This window comes from Gilliamella sp. Gris1-4, from assembly GCF_001690335.1.
Lineage (GTDB): Bacteria > Pseudomonadota > Gammaproteobacteria > Enterobacterales > Orbaceae > Gilliamella > Gilliamella apicola_P.
The window spans coordinates 34,063-51,837 of record NZ_LZHA01000012.1; the positions used below are offsets into that span (position 1 = coordinate 34,063).

Consider the following 17,775-nt stretch of genomic DNA (forward strand, 5'->3'; position numbering starts at 1 on the left):
TACAAAAAACAAGTAAAAAACCTAGTCAAAAATTAATCAAGTAACTATAATTTCAGGCGAATTTAGCAAATTTGCTGAATTATTAATCTAAAAATATAAAAAATTTAAACAAAACAATAAACTACTTGACAAGGAAATAAAAATGCATTACCATGGCTGGCATCTGGCATCTGGCATCTGGCATGCCAAACCTATACCCTAAATCTTATTGATTCGCACAGTGGTCAAAAACAAGCGCCACAGTTATTTTCATCACCGAAGTCATTTCGCGTAGCAAAATCGACGCCGTCATTAGCAGCATCCTCGGTAAAATTATCGCCGACATTCAAGTGGTTATCCAAACCACCATTATTATTTAAATCTATATTGGTTTTTGCGCCATTGCTGTTATTACCATATACGAAGGGGGTACAGGCGTTAACGGTAAATACAGCCAATACTATTCACGGAAGTGCGCCGTATTTAACATTTGACGGTGGTCGAACCAAGGCAACCGATACAGACACCTTTTTGGCAATCGAGTTGCCAGATGGAAGGCGTATTACGCCATCGACCAACACATCAAGTTCGACAAACCCAATAATGGTTTCTACTGGAATAACATTTAATGATATTCATACGGTATTGCCATCGGGAACAACATCTATTAGTTTAAATAGTCTAATAACCCAAGGGAAGTGGGGAGATGATGATGGCGATGGACAGGGAGCCGGTGGAGTAACAGCATCAGGAAATATATCGTTAATAATACGGGATAAAGATGGCCGTACCGTTAATCGTGGTGATACATTAAGTAAATGTAGTGCACCTTATAGAGTAACCTTAAGTAGTTCAGGGGGGAGTTTAACTACACAGTACGGTGTGCCAAATAGAAGTACGTTCAGTGGAGGCAGTGCGACGTATTACATCAAGCCGGATTCTTCTGGTAATTGTTACTTTGTTGAAAGGATTATGCCGAATCTTCGGCTAAGCCGTGGTAGTGGTAGAGGCGAAAGAGGTGGATGGAGTAGCACAGAGGGCTTTTCAAGTGCATTCCCAACTACAGGTGCAGATGGATTGTATTTTGACTTGAAGATTCCTACTGTGCTTGACGCGAGCCAGTTGAGTTGGACAGTTAACACAAGTGGTACCCTAAATGCAACGGTGAGTTGGAGGTTGCCGAACCAACGTGATAATTGGATTACGGATAAATCCAGATATGTAACGCGGGTCACGTTGAGTGGTCCTAGAGCTGATAGTACTCAAAGAAACTCAAGTAATCCAAGCCCACTAACACGTCCATCTTTACCACAGACCTTTGAGTTGGTGGGAAGGGATAGAAGTGGTAATGAGGTGAGATATGTCTTTACGTTGAGTAAGTGGTTCGTCGGTCGGGCAATGAACTCATCATGGGAAAACCAGCGCTCATGGTGTAATAGTTTGGGTTATCGTTTGCCACGAGTAAGGGAATTAAGCAATTCGAAACTCGGTGATTGGCAAGGTGGGACGCCGCCGAGAGGCAACATATATTACACTCGTGACATAGGTTTCTTTTTATCGGAGTGGGGGAGTGTGGCCGGTTATGTTAATGCAAACTTCGGCGGCGGCTTTTACATGACGGCGGAGAAAAATAGTCAACGATATCCTTATGCTATCCGTGAGTCTGACGGCGAAGTCTGGAATTTGGCCGACCCCGTCAATGAGAATGTTGTTTGCACCACACCTTAATTTTTTGCGTTTAATCCTTAGGGCGAAAAATACACTTATGGTGCAAAGAGAGGATAATATAGCAAAGAATGCTACCCACGCAGTTAAGCCCCAACCATTCAGGTTGGGGCTGTGTTGTTTAGGTTAGCAACTAAAGCTGCGCTATCAATTTTAACCCACGCAATCTTAAGCAAAAATCAGTCAGAAAAAGTATTTATTTTATTGAGGTTTTTATTCAACTGTTTTGTCAAAAAAACAACTAATATCTCCCCCTCTAATACGCCAAATATTTAGCTAATACACTAAAGCGACCACTTCCTAGCAATGCTAAACTGAGTGCTGTTAGCGCCATAAAGGCAGGATATTCCCAACCGCCACCTGCGTTACTAAATGACCAACCATTCACTGAGTGAATAAATGTAATAACAATCATTTGAATCACTACCAATAAACTAACAATGCGGGTTAAAATACCTAAAAGCAATAACAAACCGCCGCCAATTTCAAACATAATGGCTAAATAACCAATGAACCAAGGAAAGCCAAGTGATTGAAAATATTGCGCAGTACCTGAGGGAGTAAAGACGAGTAGTTTAGTAAAACCGTGCGCCAAGAACATGACACCCAAGGCAATTCGTAACATGAGTGAAGCTAGATCTGTTTGATATTGTTTCATTTTATTTTTCCTGTAAGTTAATTATTGTGATTGGTTAGCACCATTTGTTTATGATAATGGTTATTATTTTGTAGATAAATAAGCTATTATGTGACTTATTGTCAAAATAAGTGGGACAATTGTTTGGTGTTAGTGAAAGGCAGATGGATAGATCTAATAAATTACTAGAAATGATGGTTTTTGTGGCGGTAGTTGATTGTAATAGTTTTGTTGATGCGTCAGTTAAGTTAAATATGTCTAAGCAGGCAGTGTCACGTTATATTCAAGCATTAGAAAATCGCTTGCAAGTTCGGTTGTTACAACGTACAACTCGCAAAATGGTCATTACCCATGAGGGGCAAATTTTTTATTTGCAAGCTAAAGCCATTATTAATGCTACCACAGAAGCAGAAAATAGCCTCACTTTAGATCATGCAAGTCCACAAGGTATTCTTCGGGTTAATGTGCCTGTTAGTTTTGGTATTTTGCATTTGGCGCCTTTATGGCAAAAATTTATCAATAAATACCCTAAAATTGAGCTAGATATTACGTTGTCAGATCGTGTGGTTGATCTGCTTGAGGAGGGCTACGATCTTGCTGTTCGAATTGGTCGGCTAGAAAGTTCGTCGCTGATTAGTCGTAAGTTGGCAACTACGCAAATCATAGCCGCCGCGTCGCCTGATTATATTGCTAAATATGGCATGCCGAATGATCCTGATGATTTGTTGAATCATAAAATTGTGATGTATAGTCAGTGGGCTAAAAAAGAGCAATGGCATTTTTATAAAGACAATGCCCATTACTCGGTGAATTTAAAAGCGAATATCTATTGTAATAATGGCGATACTTGCCGCCAAATTATGTTACAAGGAGGTGGTATTTCGTTGCAACCTGATTTTATTATTGGTAAAGATATTAAAATAGGCCGTTTAGTTCGTGTTTTGTTGAATTATAAAGTCGAGGATTTGAATATTTATGCCGTTTATCCAAGCCGTAAATTATTACCGCTCCGAACTCGATGTTTAATCGATTTTTTAGTTAGCGAACTAAAAAATTATCAATGATCAGTTAGTTAAAACATAACAGTTATTATTTGAAATGTTTTATATAATCAAATAGGTTATTGAAATTTACCTAATTAAATTTTATATCAATTTTAATAAAATAAATAAAGAATTAGGAAATGTGTCTGTTTTCATGCCTGTTTGGTAAAATTGATATTATCCGGTAGTATTCTACAGTATCTGCGCAGGTGATACGATGGTATTATAGAACAATCATCCATGACGGCGATTGGAAAGGTTGATCGAAAAAAACTACGACAATTGCTATTATTAATAACTATCAAAAAAAAGCTGAACATTGTTAAATGCTCAGCCCTGATTTTTTTATACATCACATGATTAACTTAATTTTTTATAGCGGAATATTGGTTTATTAAACATTTTAGATTTGCTTTCTAAAATTAAAAAATATGCTTTTATTTAAATAATATGTTTGTTTTTAATGATATTGGATAGATTGTTCACTTTGCTCATCGTGTACTAAAAGTAAACAAGTATCACTTAATGATACGGCTTTTTGTAAGCGTGCTTTGTCTTGATCATTAAGATTATTGATACAAGCAACCACATAGCTGCAGGTTTTGTATTGTAATGCTTTTTCAATGGTTGATACTAGGTTTTCATTATTTAAATTTGCTAGATGAATCACTTTGTGTTTATCTAAACCAGCAGTATTAACCCATGAACGTTTTAACATCGGTCGGTCAGAAAGCCATAATTGCCATTTTTTAGCTTTATTAAGTGATTTTAATAAAGGGCGTTGTTGTTGTAATACTTGTTGAAAAGGGGACTCAAAATTAATAGCCGTAAGTTGTTGTGTAGAATGTTCAATAAGCATAATAACCTCAGCACTGTTTTTCTATACAGTGTATATTAATACAGTATTTTGGGGTTGTAAACTCTATTTATGATTATTTTTTATGTAATTTATCAATTGAGTTATTTTAAGATCGCAAATATTGATACGATAAAATACCCAAATATGTCATTAAAACTGAGCCAATCACATGAATCAATATAGTTGCTAAACTCCAAGATATTCGACCTTCTTGTAAAAAGTTAACCACCTCGGCAGAAAAGGTTGAAAAAGTTGATAAGCCACCACAAAAACCTGTTATTACCAATAACCGCCATTCAGCAGAAAGGTTAGAGTGATTAAAAAAGGCAATAGCAAAGCCAATAATGTAGCCAGCAACTAAATTAGATAGCAATGTACCTAGCGGAACAGTAAAAGCAATAACATTGAGTTTAAGTGATAAGAACCAACGCATTAATCCCCCCGCTACTGAACCGACAGAAATGGCTAAAATCAGTTTTAACATAATGATATATCCTTGACTATACTTTGAAATATGAATTTGTTATCGCTATAGATAATAAGTGATCGAGAAGTATATAAAAGATCATACCAGTAGAAAATAGAAATAGGAAATCCTAATCAGATTGAGATAGAATATTCAACATTAAGAAAATTTGAGGTATATCTATGTTTACAGGCATTGTTCAAGGCGTTGGTCAGATTATTGATATTGTTGATCAAAATAAATTAAGAACATATAAAGTTAAATTACCGCATCAATTAACTAATAAAATTGAAATAGGGGCGTCGATTGCCAATGATGGATGTTGCTTAACAGTAACGGGGTTCGATAAAGATATCGTGTCGTTTGATATTATGGAAGAAACCCTTGCATTAACGACATTGGGTGATAAAAAAATCGATGATTTTGTGAATATTGAGCGTAGTGCTAAATATGGTGACGAAATTGGTGGTCATGTGATGTCTGGGCATATATCTTGCACTGCAACTATTATTGATATTCAAAAAACTGCCACAAATTGTGAAATGACGTTACAATTGCCGAAAGAATTTATGAAATATGTATTATATAAAGGCTTTATAGGTATTGATGGCGCGAGCCTAACAATTGGGCAGGTAAAAGAAGATCGTTTTGCTATTCATTTAATCCCTGAAACGTTAGCTATTACCACGTTAGACGCTAAAAAAGTCGGAGATAAAGTTAATATCGAAATTGATTCCCAAACTCAAGCCATTGTTGATACAGTTGAACGGGTGTTGGCAACAAAAAATTGATAATATTTAGGAAAACAATGGGTTGTTTACACTTCATTACTGGTTAAAGGCATAAGCAGCTTCAATCTGGCAATCTGGCTTTCTAGACTTTATTATCGTCTAAACTGTAAAACGTAATTAAACCATTAGGATTGGTTTCAATTATGCCAGAATAAGTTCCCTCGAGTTTTTGTTTTTAATTGGTTTTGAATGAGGAGTAAACTCAAATTGGCCATTAGTAATATAACTATTGACTATTATTTTAGAATCTAGCTGGTTATTATCACAACCAAGTAAAGTTAAAATTACAGTAAATATGGTAATTTTTATCTTATCTATTTGTTTGTTTTTGTATTTGTATCAATATGTTAGATTAGCGTTGTATTTAACCACAAATGGAGCTGATATTAAATACAAACTTTATATACCTTAATAGAATATTGATATAAATTTTATGTATTTTCATTATTTATAATACTTACTTATAATCATGATAAATTGATTTCAAATAACAAAATTGATTAGAAGAATTATTTTACTAACACCTTGAGTAGTAATTAATTGATATATAAGGAGTAATAATGAAAAGAACACTATATTTATCCATAATACTTGTAGGATTTTTTATATTTGGATGTGAACAGAAAACAAATAAAGACTTTACAAACAGTATTGAAAAGAAGGAAATCATTGTTGGACTCCCCCCAAGTATGCACAATATTTTAATGGAACGCGTGGTAAAACCTGAATTAGAAAAAAAAGGGTATATCGTAAAACTGGTAAATTTTAGCTCATTAAGAGATTCTAATACCGCTCTTGTCGAAGGAAGCATTGATTTAAATGCTGCTCAGCACCAAGCTTATCTTAACGTTTATAATAAAGAGACCAATAATAACTTGGTTTCATTAGTTCATATCCCTTCTATTTCAGCGGCTTTATTTTCACAAACACATCACTCAATTAATGATGTTTCATTAGGACAAACAGTGGTTATCCCTAATGATCCTTCAAATACAGCAAGGGCTTTATTATTACTTCAAAAATTAAATTGGATAAAGCTAAAATCAGACGCTCAGTTGGGCAGTGTGAATCTAACAGATATCATCGAGAATAAATATAATTTGACGTTTAAAACGTTATTATCAGAAATCATTCCACGTACACTTGATGAAGTTGATTATGCGATCATGCCGGGCGGTGTTGCGTGGTTAAGTAAAGTACCTATTGATAATCTTTTAGTACAAGAGGTATTATCGCCCGATTTAGAATTAATGGTAGTTATCAAAAAAGAAAATCTTAATACGCAATGGGCTAAAGATGTTAAACAATTGTACCAATCAAATGCGCTAAGAAAATTCATAAGCGAAGATCCACAAGCTAAAGGTAGATTTATTTGGCCTCAAGAATAAATTGATACTCCTTAAATATTCTAAGTGGAAGCTCGGGTATGTGGGGTTAAAAATCATCTTTTATAACAAGCAAAAAATAGATATATAGCATAAAAACATTGACTTATTTTTAAATTGATTGTGCTACAATTTTTTGCTTTTAATTTTTATAACAAAATGATGGTATGGCAATACATTTGTAAGATTGATTACGTCTAACGGTGTATTTTGATACCAACAATAAGGGTTTCATCACCCGAGAAATGTAACGGCGTGATACCCAAATATCCTCTTTCTGTAAATCAAAACGAATATCTTTTGTTTTAAATGAGCCGCTTTGGCTTGCTTGTGTTATCCAACGGACCAATGCGGATGGTGTCAAATCATATTCTGTAACGATTTCAATAAGTTATTTACCATGTTGATAAAGACTGACCATTTGGTGTTTAAAATCATCATTGAATATTTGTCTTTTGCGTTTAATCTTATTCATATTTGTTCCTTTTTTAGTTGTGATAAGTTTACCTTACCCCCTTAAAAATAAGTTGTATGAATCAGTGTAGCCGATCCATTTGAATTTCCTAAAACAATATTAGTTTCAAGCTTTCCTATCCTATCTAAACGACTTGGAAAATAACTATAGAAATAAATATAAATTTTTTATCAATTATCGCTATTGTCTCAATATGTTCTTATTTCAGTTTTTATAATTACATTTTTTTCCAGATTAATCTGGAAAAAAATGTAATCGTCTTATTAGGTTAACTAATTATACTTTAAAACAAAGAATAATGAATAAATTGTCACAAAATACAAAAGGGGTTTGGTAATGGAAAGACAAATACAATTGCTGAAACTACTTTTCAATGAATCAGAATTTAAACCAGCAGCTTATTTTAGTTCAAAATTATCCATTTCGACTAAAACCGTTTATTGTGACATTGAAAAGTTAAATGATCAGCTGTTAGCTGCCCCAAATAGTGATATTTATATCGAAAAAGCCCCACGTAAAGGGTTAATACTGATGGGAAATAAAAGCAGTATTGATTCGGTAATTTGTTATTTAGAACAAAACAATAGTCATGGTTATTTTAATAAAAACTCACGCCGATTAACGCCAGAATATCGTCGTTTAGATATTATAAAGCGTTGTTTGTTAAATCAAGAAACTGTTTCATTAGAGCAACTTTCTGATGATTATATTGTTAGTAAAACGTCACTTCATAAAGATATCGAATTTATTAACCATTCATTAGAATCAGAAAACGTTTTATTAAATGTAACGCATAAAGCCATTGTTGTAGAAGGTAAAGAAAACCAAATTCAACGCGCTATTAAGCATTTTTTATTGTTATATATTAATAAACAAGATGGTTATTATCTAAATCAATTAATGAGAACATTGATGGACAATGATTCTTTTGAGCAAATTAGCCAATTATTATTTGAACATTACGAATCAATAGTTCAGCAATCTTCAGAATATTATTTATCATCTTTATTGATATCAATAGCAATACAGTTAAAACGGTTAACTTTAGGTAATGCTATTGATGAAGAAGATGATTTTTTATTTAACCATATCCGCTACATGCAATCGTATTTAATTGCATCTGAACTTGCTAAAAAACTTGAAGTTACTTTTAAAATTGCATTTTCAACTAACGATATTAAATATCTAAGTAAACTGTTTTTTGCTCATCGAATTATTGACGAGTCGGTGAAAGTTGATGACAGCTGCTATGAACAAATCATCCGTAAAATAATAAAAAAAATAGGCGAAATTGAAGGTGTTGATTTATTAAAAGATAATAAATTGTTTCACTCATTGTTATCTCACTTTCCGCCTATGCTTACGCGTTTGCAAAAGAAAATACGTATTATCAATCCAATACTAAAAGAAATAAAACTTGAGTATTCAAAATTATTTAGCGTATTGTGGTATGCACTTTCTGATTTAGAACGCAAATTTGATATTCGTTTAAATGACGATGAAATCTCATTTTTATTGATTCATTTTCAAATAGCTTTAGATAAGGCAGCTGATGCGAATAATATTGTAATTATTTGCCAATATGGTTGTTCTTCATCGAATTTGATTCTCAATAAAGTCCGAAAGATCTTGCCTTCTAAAGATAATATCGAGGTTTATTCGGTTTCGAAATTGACATCGGCAAATCTCAATAATGTCGATTTAATTATTACTACACTTGATATTAATAATCTAAATAAACCAGTTGTTAAAATATCATCTTTATTAAATACCAATGACTATCAAAATATTATTCAGGCTTATGCAAATTATGTATTAAATAAACCGTCCGGTTTTTCTGAAAGAACAAATTATTACCCATCTACTGCAAAATATGTACATCCGGATCTTATTCAATTAAATATCGAAATTGATAATAAAAATGAATGTATTAATCAATTAATACTTCATCTTGAAAATAAAGGTTATGTAACTGATCAATATCGTGATTCTGTTTTACATCGCGAAGAAATAGGTGACACATCTATCGAAAATGGCATTGCTTTACCCCACGGCTCACCCATGTTTGTGAACAAATCAAGTATATCAATTATGACATTACGCAAGCCAATCAAATGGGGAGTTATTGATGTTAGCGTAATTATTATGGTTAGTCTTTCAGAAGAAAATATTAACAGTATTAATGAGGTATTCACCGAAATTTACAAAATTGTTTCTAACAAACACGTTATAGCAACGTTAAAAAATATCACTAGCTTTAAACAACTAAAATCATTTTTAAATAATCAAAGAGGAATCAAAAATGTACTTTGATAAACATTTATGCCTTTTTAATATTGAGGCATCAAATCAAGAACAAGTCCTAACACAAATGGCACAAATGTTATTTATTAATGGAATTGTTAAACAAGATTTTTTAGAAGGTATTTTGCAGAGAGAAAAACAGTATCCAACTGGTTTATTGGTTAATTCAATTGGGTTTGCTTTGCCACACACAGATTCATCGAAAGTTAATCAATCTCAAATTTGTTTTGCATCATTAAAACAGCCTGTCACTTTTAAAGGTATGACTGATGAAAATGAAAAAATTCCTGTCAAATTTATCTTTATGCTTGCCATGAAACAGCCTCATGAACAAGTCGAAAATTTGCAAAATTTGATAGGGTTATTCCAAAACGAACAAGAAATAAAACAATTAGAACAATGTCATTCAACTAACGAATTTATCGCTATTTTAAATAAAGCGGGCGTTAAATAAAAAGATAACTTTTATTAAGGAGTTCTGAAATGGATAGTGTAATTAATATTTTTCAATGGCTAATAAGTTTAGGAGGGGTAGTATTTTTACCTATCATAATATTTATTATTGCTCTTTTTTTTAGAGTACCATTTTCAAAAGCTATCATGGCGGGTATTACCGTTGGTATTGGTATAGTTGGTTTAGGTTTAGTGATTTCTTTATTGTCCGACACTTTAGGTGTTGCCATCCAAAAAATGGGGGAACAATACGGAACATCATTAAGTATTATGGATATTGGATGTGGTGTGGGTGGTCCATTGGCATTTTCAACTACATTAGGATTACTCCTTATTCCTATTTCTTTAGTAATTAATTTTATCTTTATTTCACTAGGTTGGACTCGTACATTAAATGTTGATATTTGGAATTTTTGGTTTGCAATATTTTTAGGATTAGTAGCATATTCCGTTACAAGATTATACTGGGTCGGTATTATTGGATGTATTACCGCTGTTATGTTGCAATGGTTCTTAGCTGATTTATTACAAAAACCAATTAGTTCTTTTTTTGGCTATCCGGGTATTTCAATCACTCATTTAATGGCATTATCGGGGGCAATTGTTGCCATTCCATTAAATTGGATTTTTGACCACATTCCAGGCTTTAACAAATTAAATGCCGATTCAGAAACGTTAACTAAAAGATTTGGTATTTTTGGTGATACGGTGGTTATTGGTTTAATTATTGGTTTAGTTGTAGGTATTTTAGCTGGTTATGATGTGCCACAAATAGGTAAATTAGCTATTTCAACTGCAGCGATTATGAAAATAATGCCCAAAATGGTTGCTATGTTTATGGAAGGTTTGCTTCCAGTTGCTGAAGCTGCACGTGAATTTACTAGTAAAAAATTAAATGGCAAACAGGTTAATATTGGTATGGATGCAGCATTAACAGTTGGACATCCAGCTGTTATGGCAACGGCATTAATTATGGTTCCGGTTTCACTATTATTAGCCTTAATTCTACCTGGTAATAAGGTATTACCTTTCGGTGATTTAGCCTTCTATGCTTTTGGTATCTGCTTGATGGTGCCATTTTTCAAAGGAAATATTGTTCGTTCAATTATTGGCGGCACAATTTATTTAGTAATTTGTCTATATATGGCAACTTGGCTCTCACCAGTTATTACCGATGTATTCCATTTGGCTAATTATGACGTGGGTACTGCTCGTATTGTTACAGTTATTTTATGTGGTTTATGGCCGGTAACTTTGTTTGTTTTATTACTAAATTATCTTGGATATGTAGGATTAATTGGCTTAGCACTAGTTATTTTATGTTTACTTATTTATATCAATAAAATTAGAAGAATTGAAATGTATTAAAAGGATAAATCAATATGAAAAATTTACTCATTATGTGTGGTGCAGGGCATGCAACATCAACTATTGCGGTTAGCAAAGTATCGAAATGGCTCAACGATGAAAAATTGACGGAAAATGTAAAAATCTATCAATCAAAAATAGCTGATGAATTAAATAAAATTGATTCATATGATGTCGTTATCAGCACAACTATTGTGCCTGAATCAATCAAAGATAAAGTCATAAATGGCTTACCTTTATTAACCGGGGTTGGATTAAACGAGTTTTTTGTTGAGCTAAAAAAACGCTTAACCATCTAGTATTACATTATTAAATAAAGTGTATAAAACAGCGTCCCACTTACTTTGTTGTTTAATCTAATATATAACAAGTAAATGGGGCATATTCCTAAGGAACAAGATTAATATGAACATTTTGCATCACGCCATGAAAATACAAACTGTTGCTGGCAGGCACTCTTATCATGATATTACCGATGAGTTGAACCGCTTTATTGAGCAATCAAATATCCAAAACGGACAACTAACCATCACTACAACACATACCACTTGCTCGCTTTTTTTTGATGAATGCATGCATGATACTAACTTTTTTGGTGATGAGTTTTTACACGTTGATATTAATAATATTTTAGAAAAAATAGTCCCTAAAATGACTAGCGAAAATCAATACAACAGCCCGGGACCTAAGCATGTTGAGTTTGGTTTAAATTTAAGTGATCCTAATTATCCTGCCGAAAAATGGGTAATGCTCAATACTGATGCACATATTAAATCTTCTTTGTTTGGTAGTTTTTCGATTGTGTTAATTATTAAAAATGGCAAGCCTCTCATGGGGGAACTAGGACGTGTTTATTTTGTTGATTGGGATGCATTACGAGAAAGAACCCGTAATGTTAATTTTATGTTGATGGGTTGCGAATAAGAGGTAGGGGGGATAACCATGATTTTGTCTCCATCGTTATTTAATTCAGATCTTTACTTTATCAAAGAAACATTAGATAAGCTTGATTTGCTTGGTATTACGCATTTACATATTGATGTAATGGATAATCACTATGTGCCAAATTTAGGTTTCAATGCAGGGTTTGTGTCAAATTTGAAATCACATACGAATTTTATTTTAGATTGCCACCTAATGGTTGAAAAGCCTGAATCAACGATATTAGACTTTATTGAAGCTAAACCAGATATTATCACTTTTCATTATGAAGCAACGGTTCATCACTCTTTTATAATCAATAAAATAAAAAATAGTAATATAAAAGTAGGTTTAGCTATCAATCCAAGCACCTCGGTAGAACAAATAAAAATGCTATTACCGTTTATTGATCTTATCCTTGTAATGACAGTTAACCCAGGCCAAAAAAACGAATTTTTTTTACCATTCACGTTACAAAAAATTGAACAACTGAATTTAGAAAGAAAAGAGAGAAATTATCATTATGATATTCAAGTAGATGGGAATATTACAGACCAAACCATATCGCCATGTGTAAAAGCTGGCGCTAATAATATTGTTTCAGGTGGATTTATTTTTAACAATAATGATATTCAAAACAATATTGAAAAATTAAAAGTGGCAATAAATTAGGGATATGAAATGAGTATAAAAGAAATATTAAACAATATATTAACTGAAGTTTCGGAACAAATAGATGCAATAAACGAAATACAATTAAATGAATTCAAAAATGCTATTATTAAAGCTAAACATCTATTTTTAGCTGGGACAGGGCGTTCAGGATTAATGATAAGCGCTTTCGCTAATCGATTAATGCATTTAGGTTTGAATGTCAGCTTAATTAGCGAAATCAGCAAACCTAGAGCAAATAAAGGCGATTTGCTTATTCTAGGCTCTAACTCGGGTGAAACTAAAAGTTTAATTGCCTATGCACAACAAGCAAAAAAATTGGGGGTTAAAGTTATATTATTAACAACAAATAGCACCTCAACTTTGGCAAAGTTAGCCGATAATATTGTTGTTATTCCTATCAAAGTAGTTAAATTAAACCAACCAATGGGTAGTATATTTGAGCAACTATCTTTATTGACATATGATAGCCTTATTTATAGTTTGATGGAAAGCTTACAACAGACTCCAGATGTAATGAAGATGCGACATGCAAATATTGAGTGATTTTTGCATTTTGTACATAAAACTTATCGTATTTGAGAAAGTTTTATCAAAATGCATAAGTTTTAATAGCAGCTTATCGCTGCTGTTACGATACATTAGTTATTAGTGTCGAAATGTTTAACAAGTCAATCTGAATAAAATAAATTTTATAATCGAATATATAAATTATTAATTTCGTTAAAATAAAAAACTTCAATAAAATCAATAGTCTATCGAAGAGTTTTTTATATCCCTAAAACGACTCGCTTATTGAAAAATTTTTAAAAACTACACTTGCTTTTTTCTTAATTGAGCGCTTAGATATAACAGTGATAAGCATTGGGTTTGTCACTAATTTAATTTAGGAGGTACTTATAATGGTACAAAAATTTGCTCCATACGGTAGTGATGTTTCATCTGGCACTTATAAGTGCGCTGACTGTAGCTATATTTATTCAAACCAAAGTAAGAAATCGTTACCTCCTTGCCCTGATTATAATAAAAAGCCACATAGCAAAAATGGCTGGTATATTATGTCTGGACAGGGTGATTCAGTTAAGGATCCTCATCCAAATAAAAAGTAATATTAGTCCGTTAATACTATTAAAAGGTAACCAATATGGTTACCTTTTTAGATTACATCGATTTATAACGATCTTTTTTATTGCAAGTTATATGTGTGACAACGTCACAATTAAATTTAAATATCAATTTTTCCATATAGTTATACTTATTTTATGAACTGTTTATTTTGATGGTAAGTTGTTTGATTTGTTTTTCATTTAGATGTTTTTTATAATAAAATCAATATGACTATTTAAGTCTAAATTTAAGGATTATTGAAGTGAAAAAACTAATGAAATTGGTAGTGCTATTTTCTGCTTTTTTTATGATTTCGAGCGCATATAGTACCGATTTACCACCGTCAGCAAACATAACCAAAGCCTTTGCCGATAGTGCCAAAAGGTCGATATTAGGTGAAGGTGGTGAATTTCCGGTTCAAATGGATGCGGGTTATGAAATAACTAACATTTTTAGTAACCCTAATAGTATCGTTTTTGAATATAACATGCCGACCGATAGCCAAAGCGTGTCAATAGAAGATATTACAGAAGATATAAGGCTTGGGCTTAATGCTCAATTTTGTAATAATCAAGACGTGATTGAAGTGTTACGTGCTTATGATATTCGGTTTTTATTTCGTTTTCAATTCAATGATGATCGTAACGTGCCAGCAACGTTATCAATAGATGAAATTTGTGAAGAACAAAATTAAATAGGTTAAATTTATCGCTATTGTTGACACTTTATTTTGAGATTATTATACATAACACCCCAATAGTTAGGATTTGCGTTAAAAACAGCATACTGATCTTTTTTATGATCACCTAAAATATAAGGGCCTGTACCAATATAAGATTTAACGCCATTTTTTGTTTCACCATCGATCATTGAATTCGGTGAAATAAAGCGCATGGGTCTGGTTACTGCAATTTAATTAAAAACGGGGAGTAAGGCTCTGACAGATTAACTTGAAGAGTATAATCATCTACCGCTTTGAATTCAGTAATTAAACGTACCATTTCAAGCCATGTATGGCGCACTTTATTTTACAGGATGACATCCCAGTTTAATTTTGCACTGTGAGCATCAAATTTAGCACCATAACTAAAGGTAACATCTTTTCTCAGTTTAAACATATTGGCTTTTTCTTGGTTTGTAATAGTCCAACTTTTAGCAAGCCAAGGAGAAAATGTGCTATCTTGATTATAATGAACAAGCGACCCATAGAGCATATTTTGAGCCTACATTTCACTCCCATAAAGGTGTGGATTCAAATCGCAAATATCTCGGAAGTTTGCAAAAGTGATATTATCTTTTGCAAAACAGTTAAAGCTAAAAATCGATAAAAGTTAGACAATTAATAGCTTTTTAATGTGGCTAACGTTTAAAGGCATGTTTAATCCAGTAAATTATTATTAAAAAGTAAAATATTAACATAATCATTATATGATAATAAATATCATTTATATTTTTGATGGATAAACACAATTAGAATCAATACTATTTTTTATAACATAGTTATATATTAAAGGTGGTCCGATAATTTTAAATAAAGATTTGTGTAATATTTTAAAATTTAAATTAGCATACATAATAGTCGGTAAGTAAATTTGCTAAATAATCAGACAAATATTATTGAATTGCTTTATAATGCATATGAATAATTTTTTTCGTTTATTTAGGATACATTTCATGTCATTTGACTCTCTTGGTTTAGATGCCAAGATTTTAAAAGCAATTCAAGAACAAAACTATACCGATCCAACTCCCATTCAACAACAAGCCATACCTGTAATTTTATCTGGTAAAGACGTTATGGCGAGTGCACAAACAGGAACAGGTAAAACGGCAGGCTTTGGTTTACCAATATTACAAAAGCTTATTGAACAGCAAACAAAAAAAGCTAATAATCCAAAACCTAAAAAAGGCAAACGTCCTTTATATGCCTTGATTTTAGCCCCAACGCGCGAACTGGCTGCGCAAATAGGCGAAAATATTCGCGATTATAGTCGTTATTTGCCCACTCGTTCATTGGTAGTTTTTGGTGGGGTGAGTATTAATCCGCAAATGATGAAGTTACGCGGTGGTGTTGATGTTTTGATTGCAACACCAGGGCGGTTGCTTGATTTAGTACAACAAAATGCGGTGGATCTTGCTACTGTTAAAATGTTGGTGTTGGATGAAGCCGATCGTATGTTAGACATGGGCTTTATTCATGATATTCGCCGTGTGATCGCTAAGTTACCTAAAAAACGCCAAAATTTAATGTTTTCAGCGACTTTTTCAAGCGAAATAAAAGCCTTAGCCGAAACAATTTTACATTCACCAAAATTGATTGAGGTTGCTAAAACCAATAGTGCTTCAGAGCAGATCACGCAATATGTGCATCGGGTTGATAAACGTCGTAAGCGTGAGTTACTTTCTTATTTAATTGGTAAAAATCAGTGGCAACAAGTGCTAATATTTACTCGCACTAAATACGGTGCTAATCATTTGGCAGATCAATTAACCAAAGATGGCATTAAGGCTGCTGCAATTCATGGTAATAAAAGCCAAGGAGCTAGAACAAAAGCATTAGCTGATTTTAAAAGCGGACAAATTAGGGCATTGGTTGCCACAGATATTGCCGCTCGAGGTCTTGATATAGAGTTATTACCTTACGTTGTTAATTATGAGCTTCCACAAGTTGCTGAGGATTATGTTCATCGTATTGGTCGAACAGGGAGAGCGCAGAATCAAGGGCAAGCTCTTTCGCTTGTGTGCATTGATGAATTGCCACAATTAAAAGCAATTGAAAAATTAACTAAAAAAACGATTCCAGAATTAACAACTAAAGGGTTTGAAGTTGATCCTAAAATTAAAGCTGAACCTGTAAAAAAATCGTCACCAAGGCTTGCGCCAGCAAAAAGAAGAGGTTCATCTTCAAATCGATCGTCGCAATCCAATCAAAATGGTGTGAAAAACTCCAATAAACATAATCACACTAAAAATAAGCAAACTTAATTTAATAAAAATAAGAAGGAAATTATTATGGTAAATCGCAGCAGACGTTTACGAAAAAAATTACACATTGAAGAATTTAAAGAATTAGGTTTTACCGTTAGTTGGTCGTTTGACGAAGGTATAACTGAAGAAACTTTAGATAATATTGTTGACCAATTTATTCTTGAAGCTATTCAACCCAATGGTTTAGCTTATGAGGGGAGTGGTTATTTGAATTGGAAAGGTATTATTTGTACTCAAAAACTCGGCAACTGTACTGATGAGCATCGTGACGTTGTCATAAAATGGCTTGAAAGTCACGGCTTAAAAAATGTCAAAACCAGTCCACTTATCGATATTTGGTGGGATGAGTTAGAGTTTTAATTTGTTAAGTAATTAGGGGCTGTTGATCTTTGCTGTACATAAATTACTCAACAATACATTGGCAGCCACATTAACATAAATGCCAGTGATACCATACTGGCATAATTCCTTTCTAACTTATCGTATCTAGTTGATATTGAACGATATTGCTTGATTCTAGCAAAGGCATTCTCGACTAAATGACGATAGCGATAAAGGCACCTATCCATACTGCTTTTATCTATATCCTTACCATAATTACG

Annotated in this window: 21 protein-coding genes and 1 pseudogene; 15 read left to right on the top strand and 7 right to left on the bottom strand. The window is 32.8% G+C overall.

Features of this window, described 5'->3' with window-relative positions; genetic code table 11:
• Positions 1 to 224: 224 nt before the first annotated feature.
• Entirely contained in the window at positions 225 to 437 is a 213-nt protein-coding gene (locus A9G31_RS11535; RefSeq protein ID WP_141671335.1) for a hypothetical protein, read from the bottom strand.
• Positions 438 to 510: 73 nt separating this feature from the next.
• Here A9G31_RS11535 and A9G31_RS01315 point away from each other — a divergent pair, with 73 nt between their 5' ends.
• Entirely contained in the window at positions 511 to 1,707 is a 1,197-nt protein-coding gene (locus A9G31_RS01315; RefSeq protein ID WP_141671336.1) for a hypothetical protein, read from the top strand.
• 253 nt (positions 1,708 to 1,960) lie between these two features.
• Here the strand turns inward: A9G31_RS01315 and A9G31_RS01320 are convergent, their stop codons facing one another.
• Positions 1,961 to 2,362, bottom strand: a complete 402-nt coding sequence (locus A9G31_RS01320) for a DoxX family protein (RefSeq protein WP_065560091.1) — start codon at positions 2,360 to 2,362, stop codon at positions 1,961 to 1,963.
• Positions 2,363 to 2,505: 143 nt separating this feature from the next.
• Here A9G31_RS01320 and A9G31_RS01325 point away from each other — a divergent pair, with 143 nt between their 5' ends.
• A complete protein-coding gene (locus tag A9G31_RS01325) occupies positions 2,506 to 3,405 on the top strand; it encodes a LysR family transcriptional regulator (RefSeq protein ID WP_065560092.1) in 900 nt (299 codons plus the stop codon).
• A 439-nt stretch (positions 3,406 to 3,844) separates the two neighbouring features.
• Here the strand turns inward: A9G31_RS01325 and A9G31_RS01330 are convergent, their stop codons facing one another.
• Together A9G31_RS01330 and crcB are read right to left on the bottom strand one after the other, a co-directional pair.
• Entirely contained in the window at positions 3,845 to 4,243 is a 399-nt protein-coding gene (locus tag A9G31_RS01330; protein ID WP_065560093.1) for a cell division inhibitor SulA, read from the bottom strand.
• Between the two features lie 106 nt (positions 4,244 to 4,349).
• Positions 4,350 to 4,727, bottom strand: a complete 378-nt coding sequence (crcB, locus tag A9G31_RS01335; RefSeq protein WP_065560094.1) for a fluoride efflux transporter CrcB — start codon at positions 4,725 to 4,727, stop codon at positions 4,350 to 4,352.
• 164 nt (positions 4,728 to 4,891) lie between these two features.
• On the opposite strand from crcB, the gene A9G31_RS01340 reads away from it, so the two are divergent.
• The 11 genes from A9G31_RS01340 (at position 4,892) to A9G31_RS01395 (ending at position 14,879) form a co-directional block, all read left to right on the top strand.
• Positions 4,892 to 5,500 carry a riboflavin synthase gene (locus A9G31_RS01340; RefSeq protein ID WP_065560095.1) on the top strand — a complete coding sequence of 203 codons (609 nt, stop codon included), beginning with the start codon at positions 4,892 to 4,894 and terminating at the stop codon, positions 5,498 to 5,500.
• 560 nt (positions 5,501 to 6,060) lie between these two features.
• A complete protein-coding gene (locus A9G31_RS01350; protein ID WP_065560097.1) occupies positions 6,061 to 6,888 on the top strand; it encodes a MetQ/NlpA family ABC transporter substrate-binding protein in 828 nt (275 codons plus the stop codon).
• Positions 6,889 to 7,696: 808 nt separating this feature from the next.
• Positions 7,697 to 9,673: a BglG family transcription antiterminator gene (locus A9G31_RS01355; RefSeq protein WP_065560098.1), complete on the top strand. Its 1,977-nt coding sequence runs from the start codon at positions 7,697 to 7,699 to the stop codon at positions 9,671 to 9,673.
• Positions 9,663 to 10,118, top strand: coding sequence for a PTS sugar transporter subunit IIA (locus tag A9G31_RS01360; protein ID WP_065560099.1), 456 nt, complete (start codon positions 9,663 to 9,665; stop codon positions 10,116 to 10,118). Before A9G31_RS01355 ends, A9G31_RS01360 begins: the two co-directional genes overlap by 11 nt.
• Before the next feature lie 29 nt (positions 10,119 to 10,147).
• On the top strand, positions 10,148 to 11,485 hold the full coding sequence (locus A9G31_RS01365; RefSeq protein ID WP_065560100.1) for a PTS galactitol transporter subunit IIC: 1,338 nt from the start codon (positions 10,148 to 10,150) through the stop codon (positions 11,483 to 11,485).
• A gap of 14 nt (positions 11,486 to 11,499) precedes the next feature.
• Positions 11,500 to 11,784 carry a PTS sugar transporter subunit IIB gene (locus A9G31_RS01370; protein WP_065560101.1) on the top strand — a complete coding sequence of 95 codons (285 nt, stop codon included), beginning with the start codon at positions 11,500 to 11,502 and terminating at the stop codon, positions 11,782 to 11,784.
• A gap of 106 nt (positions 11,785 to 11,890) precedes the next feature.
• Positions 11,891 to 12,409 (top strand): YjbQ family protein, encoded by a 519-nt coding sequence (locus A9G31_RS01375; protein ID WP_065560102.1) that lies wholly within the window; start codon positions 11,891 to 11,893, stop codon positions 12,407 to 12,409.
• Between the two features lie 18 nt (positions 12,410 to 12,427).
• Positions 12,428 to 13,078, top strand: a complete 651-nt coding sequence (locus tag A9G31_RS01380) for a ribulose-phosphate 3-epimerase (protein ID WP_065560103.1) — start codon at positions 12,428 to 12,430, stop codon at positions 13,076 to 13,078.
• 9 nt (positions 13,079 to 13,087) lie between these two features.
• Positions 13,088 to 13,624, top strand: a complete 537-nt coding sequence (hxlB, locus tag A9G31_RS01385) for a 6-phospho-3-hexuloisomerase (protein ID WP_065560104.1) — start codon at positions 13,088 to 13,090, stop codon at positions 13,622 to 13,624.
• Between the two features lie 356 nt (positions 13,625 to 13,980).
• Positions 13,981 to 14,187, top strand: a complete 207-nt coding sequence (locus tag A9G31_RS01390) for a hypothetical protein (RefSeq protein ID WP_065560105.1) — start codon at positions 13,981 to 13,983, stop codon at positions 14,185 to 14,187.
• A gap of 260 nt (positions 14,188 to 14,447) precedes the next feature.
• Positions 14,448 to 14,879, top strand: coding sequence for a hypothetical protein (locus tag A9G31_RS01395; protein ID WP_065560106.1), 432 nt, complete (start codon positions 14,448 to 14,450; stop codon positions 14,877 to 14,879).
• A 17-nt stretch (positions 14,880 to 14,896) separates the two neighbouring features.
• On the opposite strand, the gene A9G31_RS01400 is transcribed toward A9G31_RS01395, so the two are convergent.
• On the bottom strand, positions 14,897 to 15,079 hold the full coding sequence (locus A9G31_RS01400; protein WP_065560107.1) for an ABC transporter substrate-binding protein: 183 nt from the start codon (positions 15,077 to 15,079) through the stop codon (positions 14,897 to 14,899).
• 134 nt (positions 15,080 to 15,213) lie between these two features.
• Positions 15,214 to 15,399 (bottom strand): ABC transporter substrate-binding protein, encoded by a 186-nt coding sequence (locus tag A9G31_RS01405; RefSeq protein ID WP_065560108.1) that lies wholly within the window; start codon positions 15,397 to 15,399, stop codon positions 15,214 to 15,216.
• Positions 15,400 to 15,859: 460 nt separating this feature from the next.
• Between A9G31_RS01405 and A9G31_RS01410 the strand changes: the two are divergent.
• Positions 15,860 to 17,042: pseudogene (locus A9G31_RS01410) on the top strand (DEAD/DEAH box helicase); the annotation flags it as partial.
• Positions 17,043 to 17,194: 152 nt separating this feature from the next.
• Positions 17,195 to 17,533: a YggL family protein gene (locus tag A9G31_RS01415; protein WP_141671337.1), complete on the top strand. Its 339-nt coding sequence runs from the start codon at positions 17,195 to 17,197 to the stop codon at positions 17,531 to 17,533.
• Positions 17,534 to 17,580: 47 nt separating this feature from the next.
• On the opposite strand, the gene A9G31_RS11320 is transcribed toward A9G31_RS01415, so the two are convergent.
• The coding region (locus A9G31_RS11320; protein ID WP_141671338.1) for a transposase at positions 17,581 to 17,775 on the bottom strand (195 nt) is incomplete at its 5' end.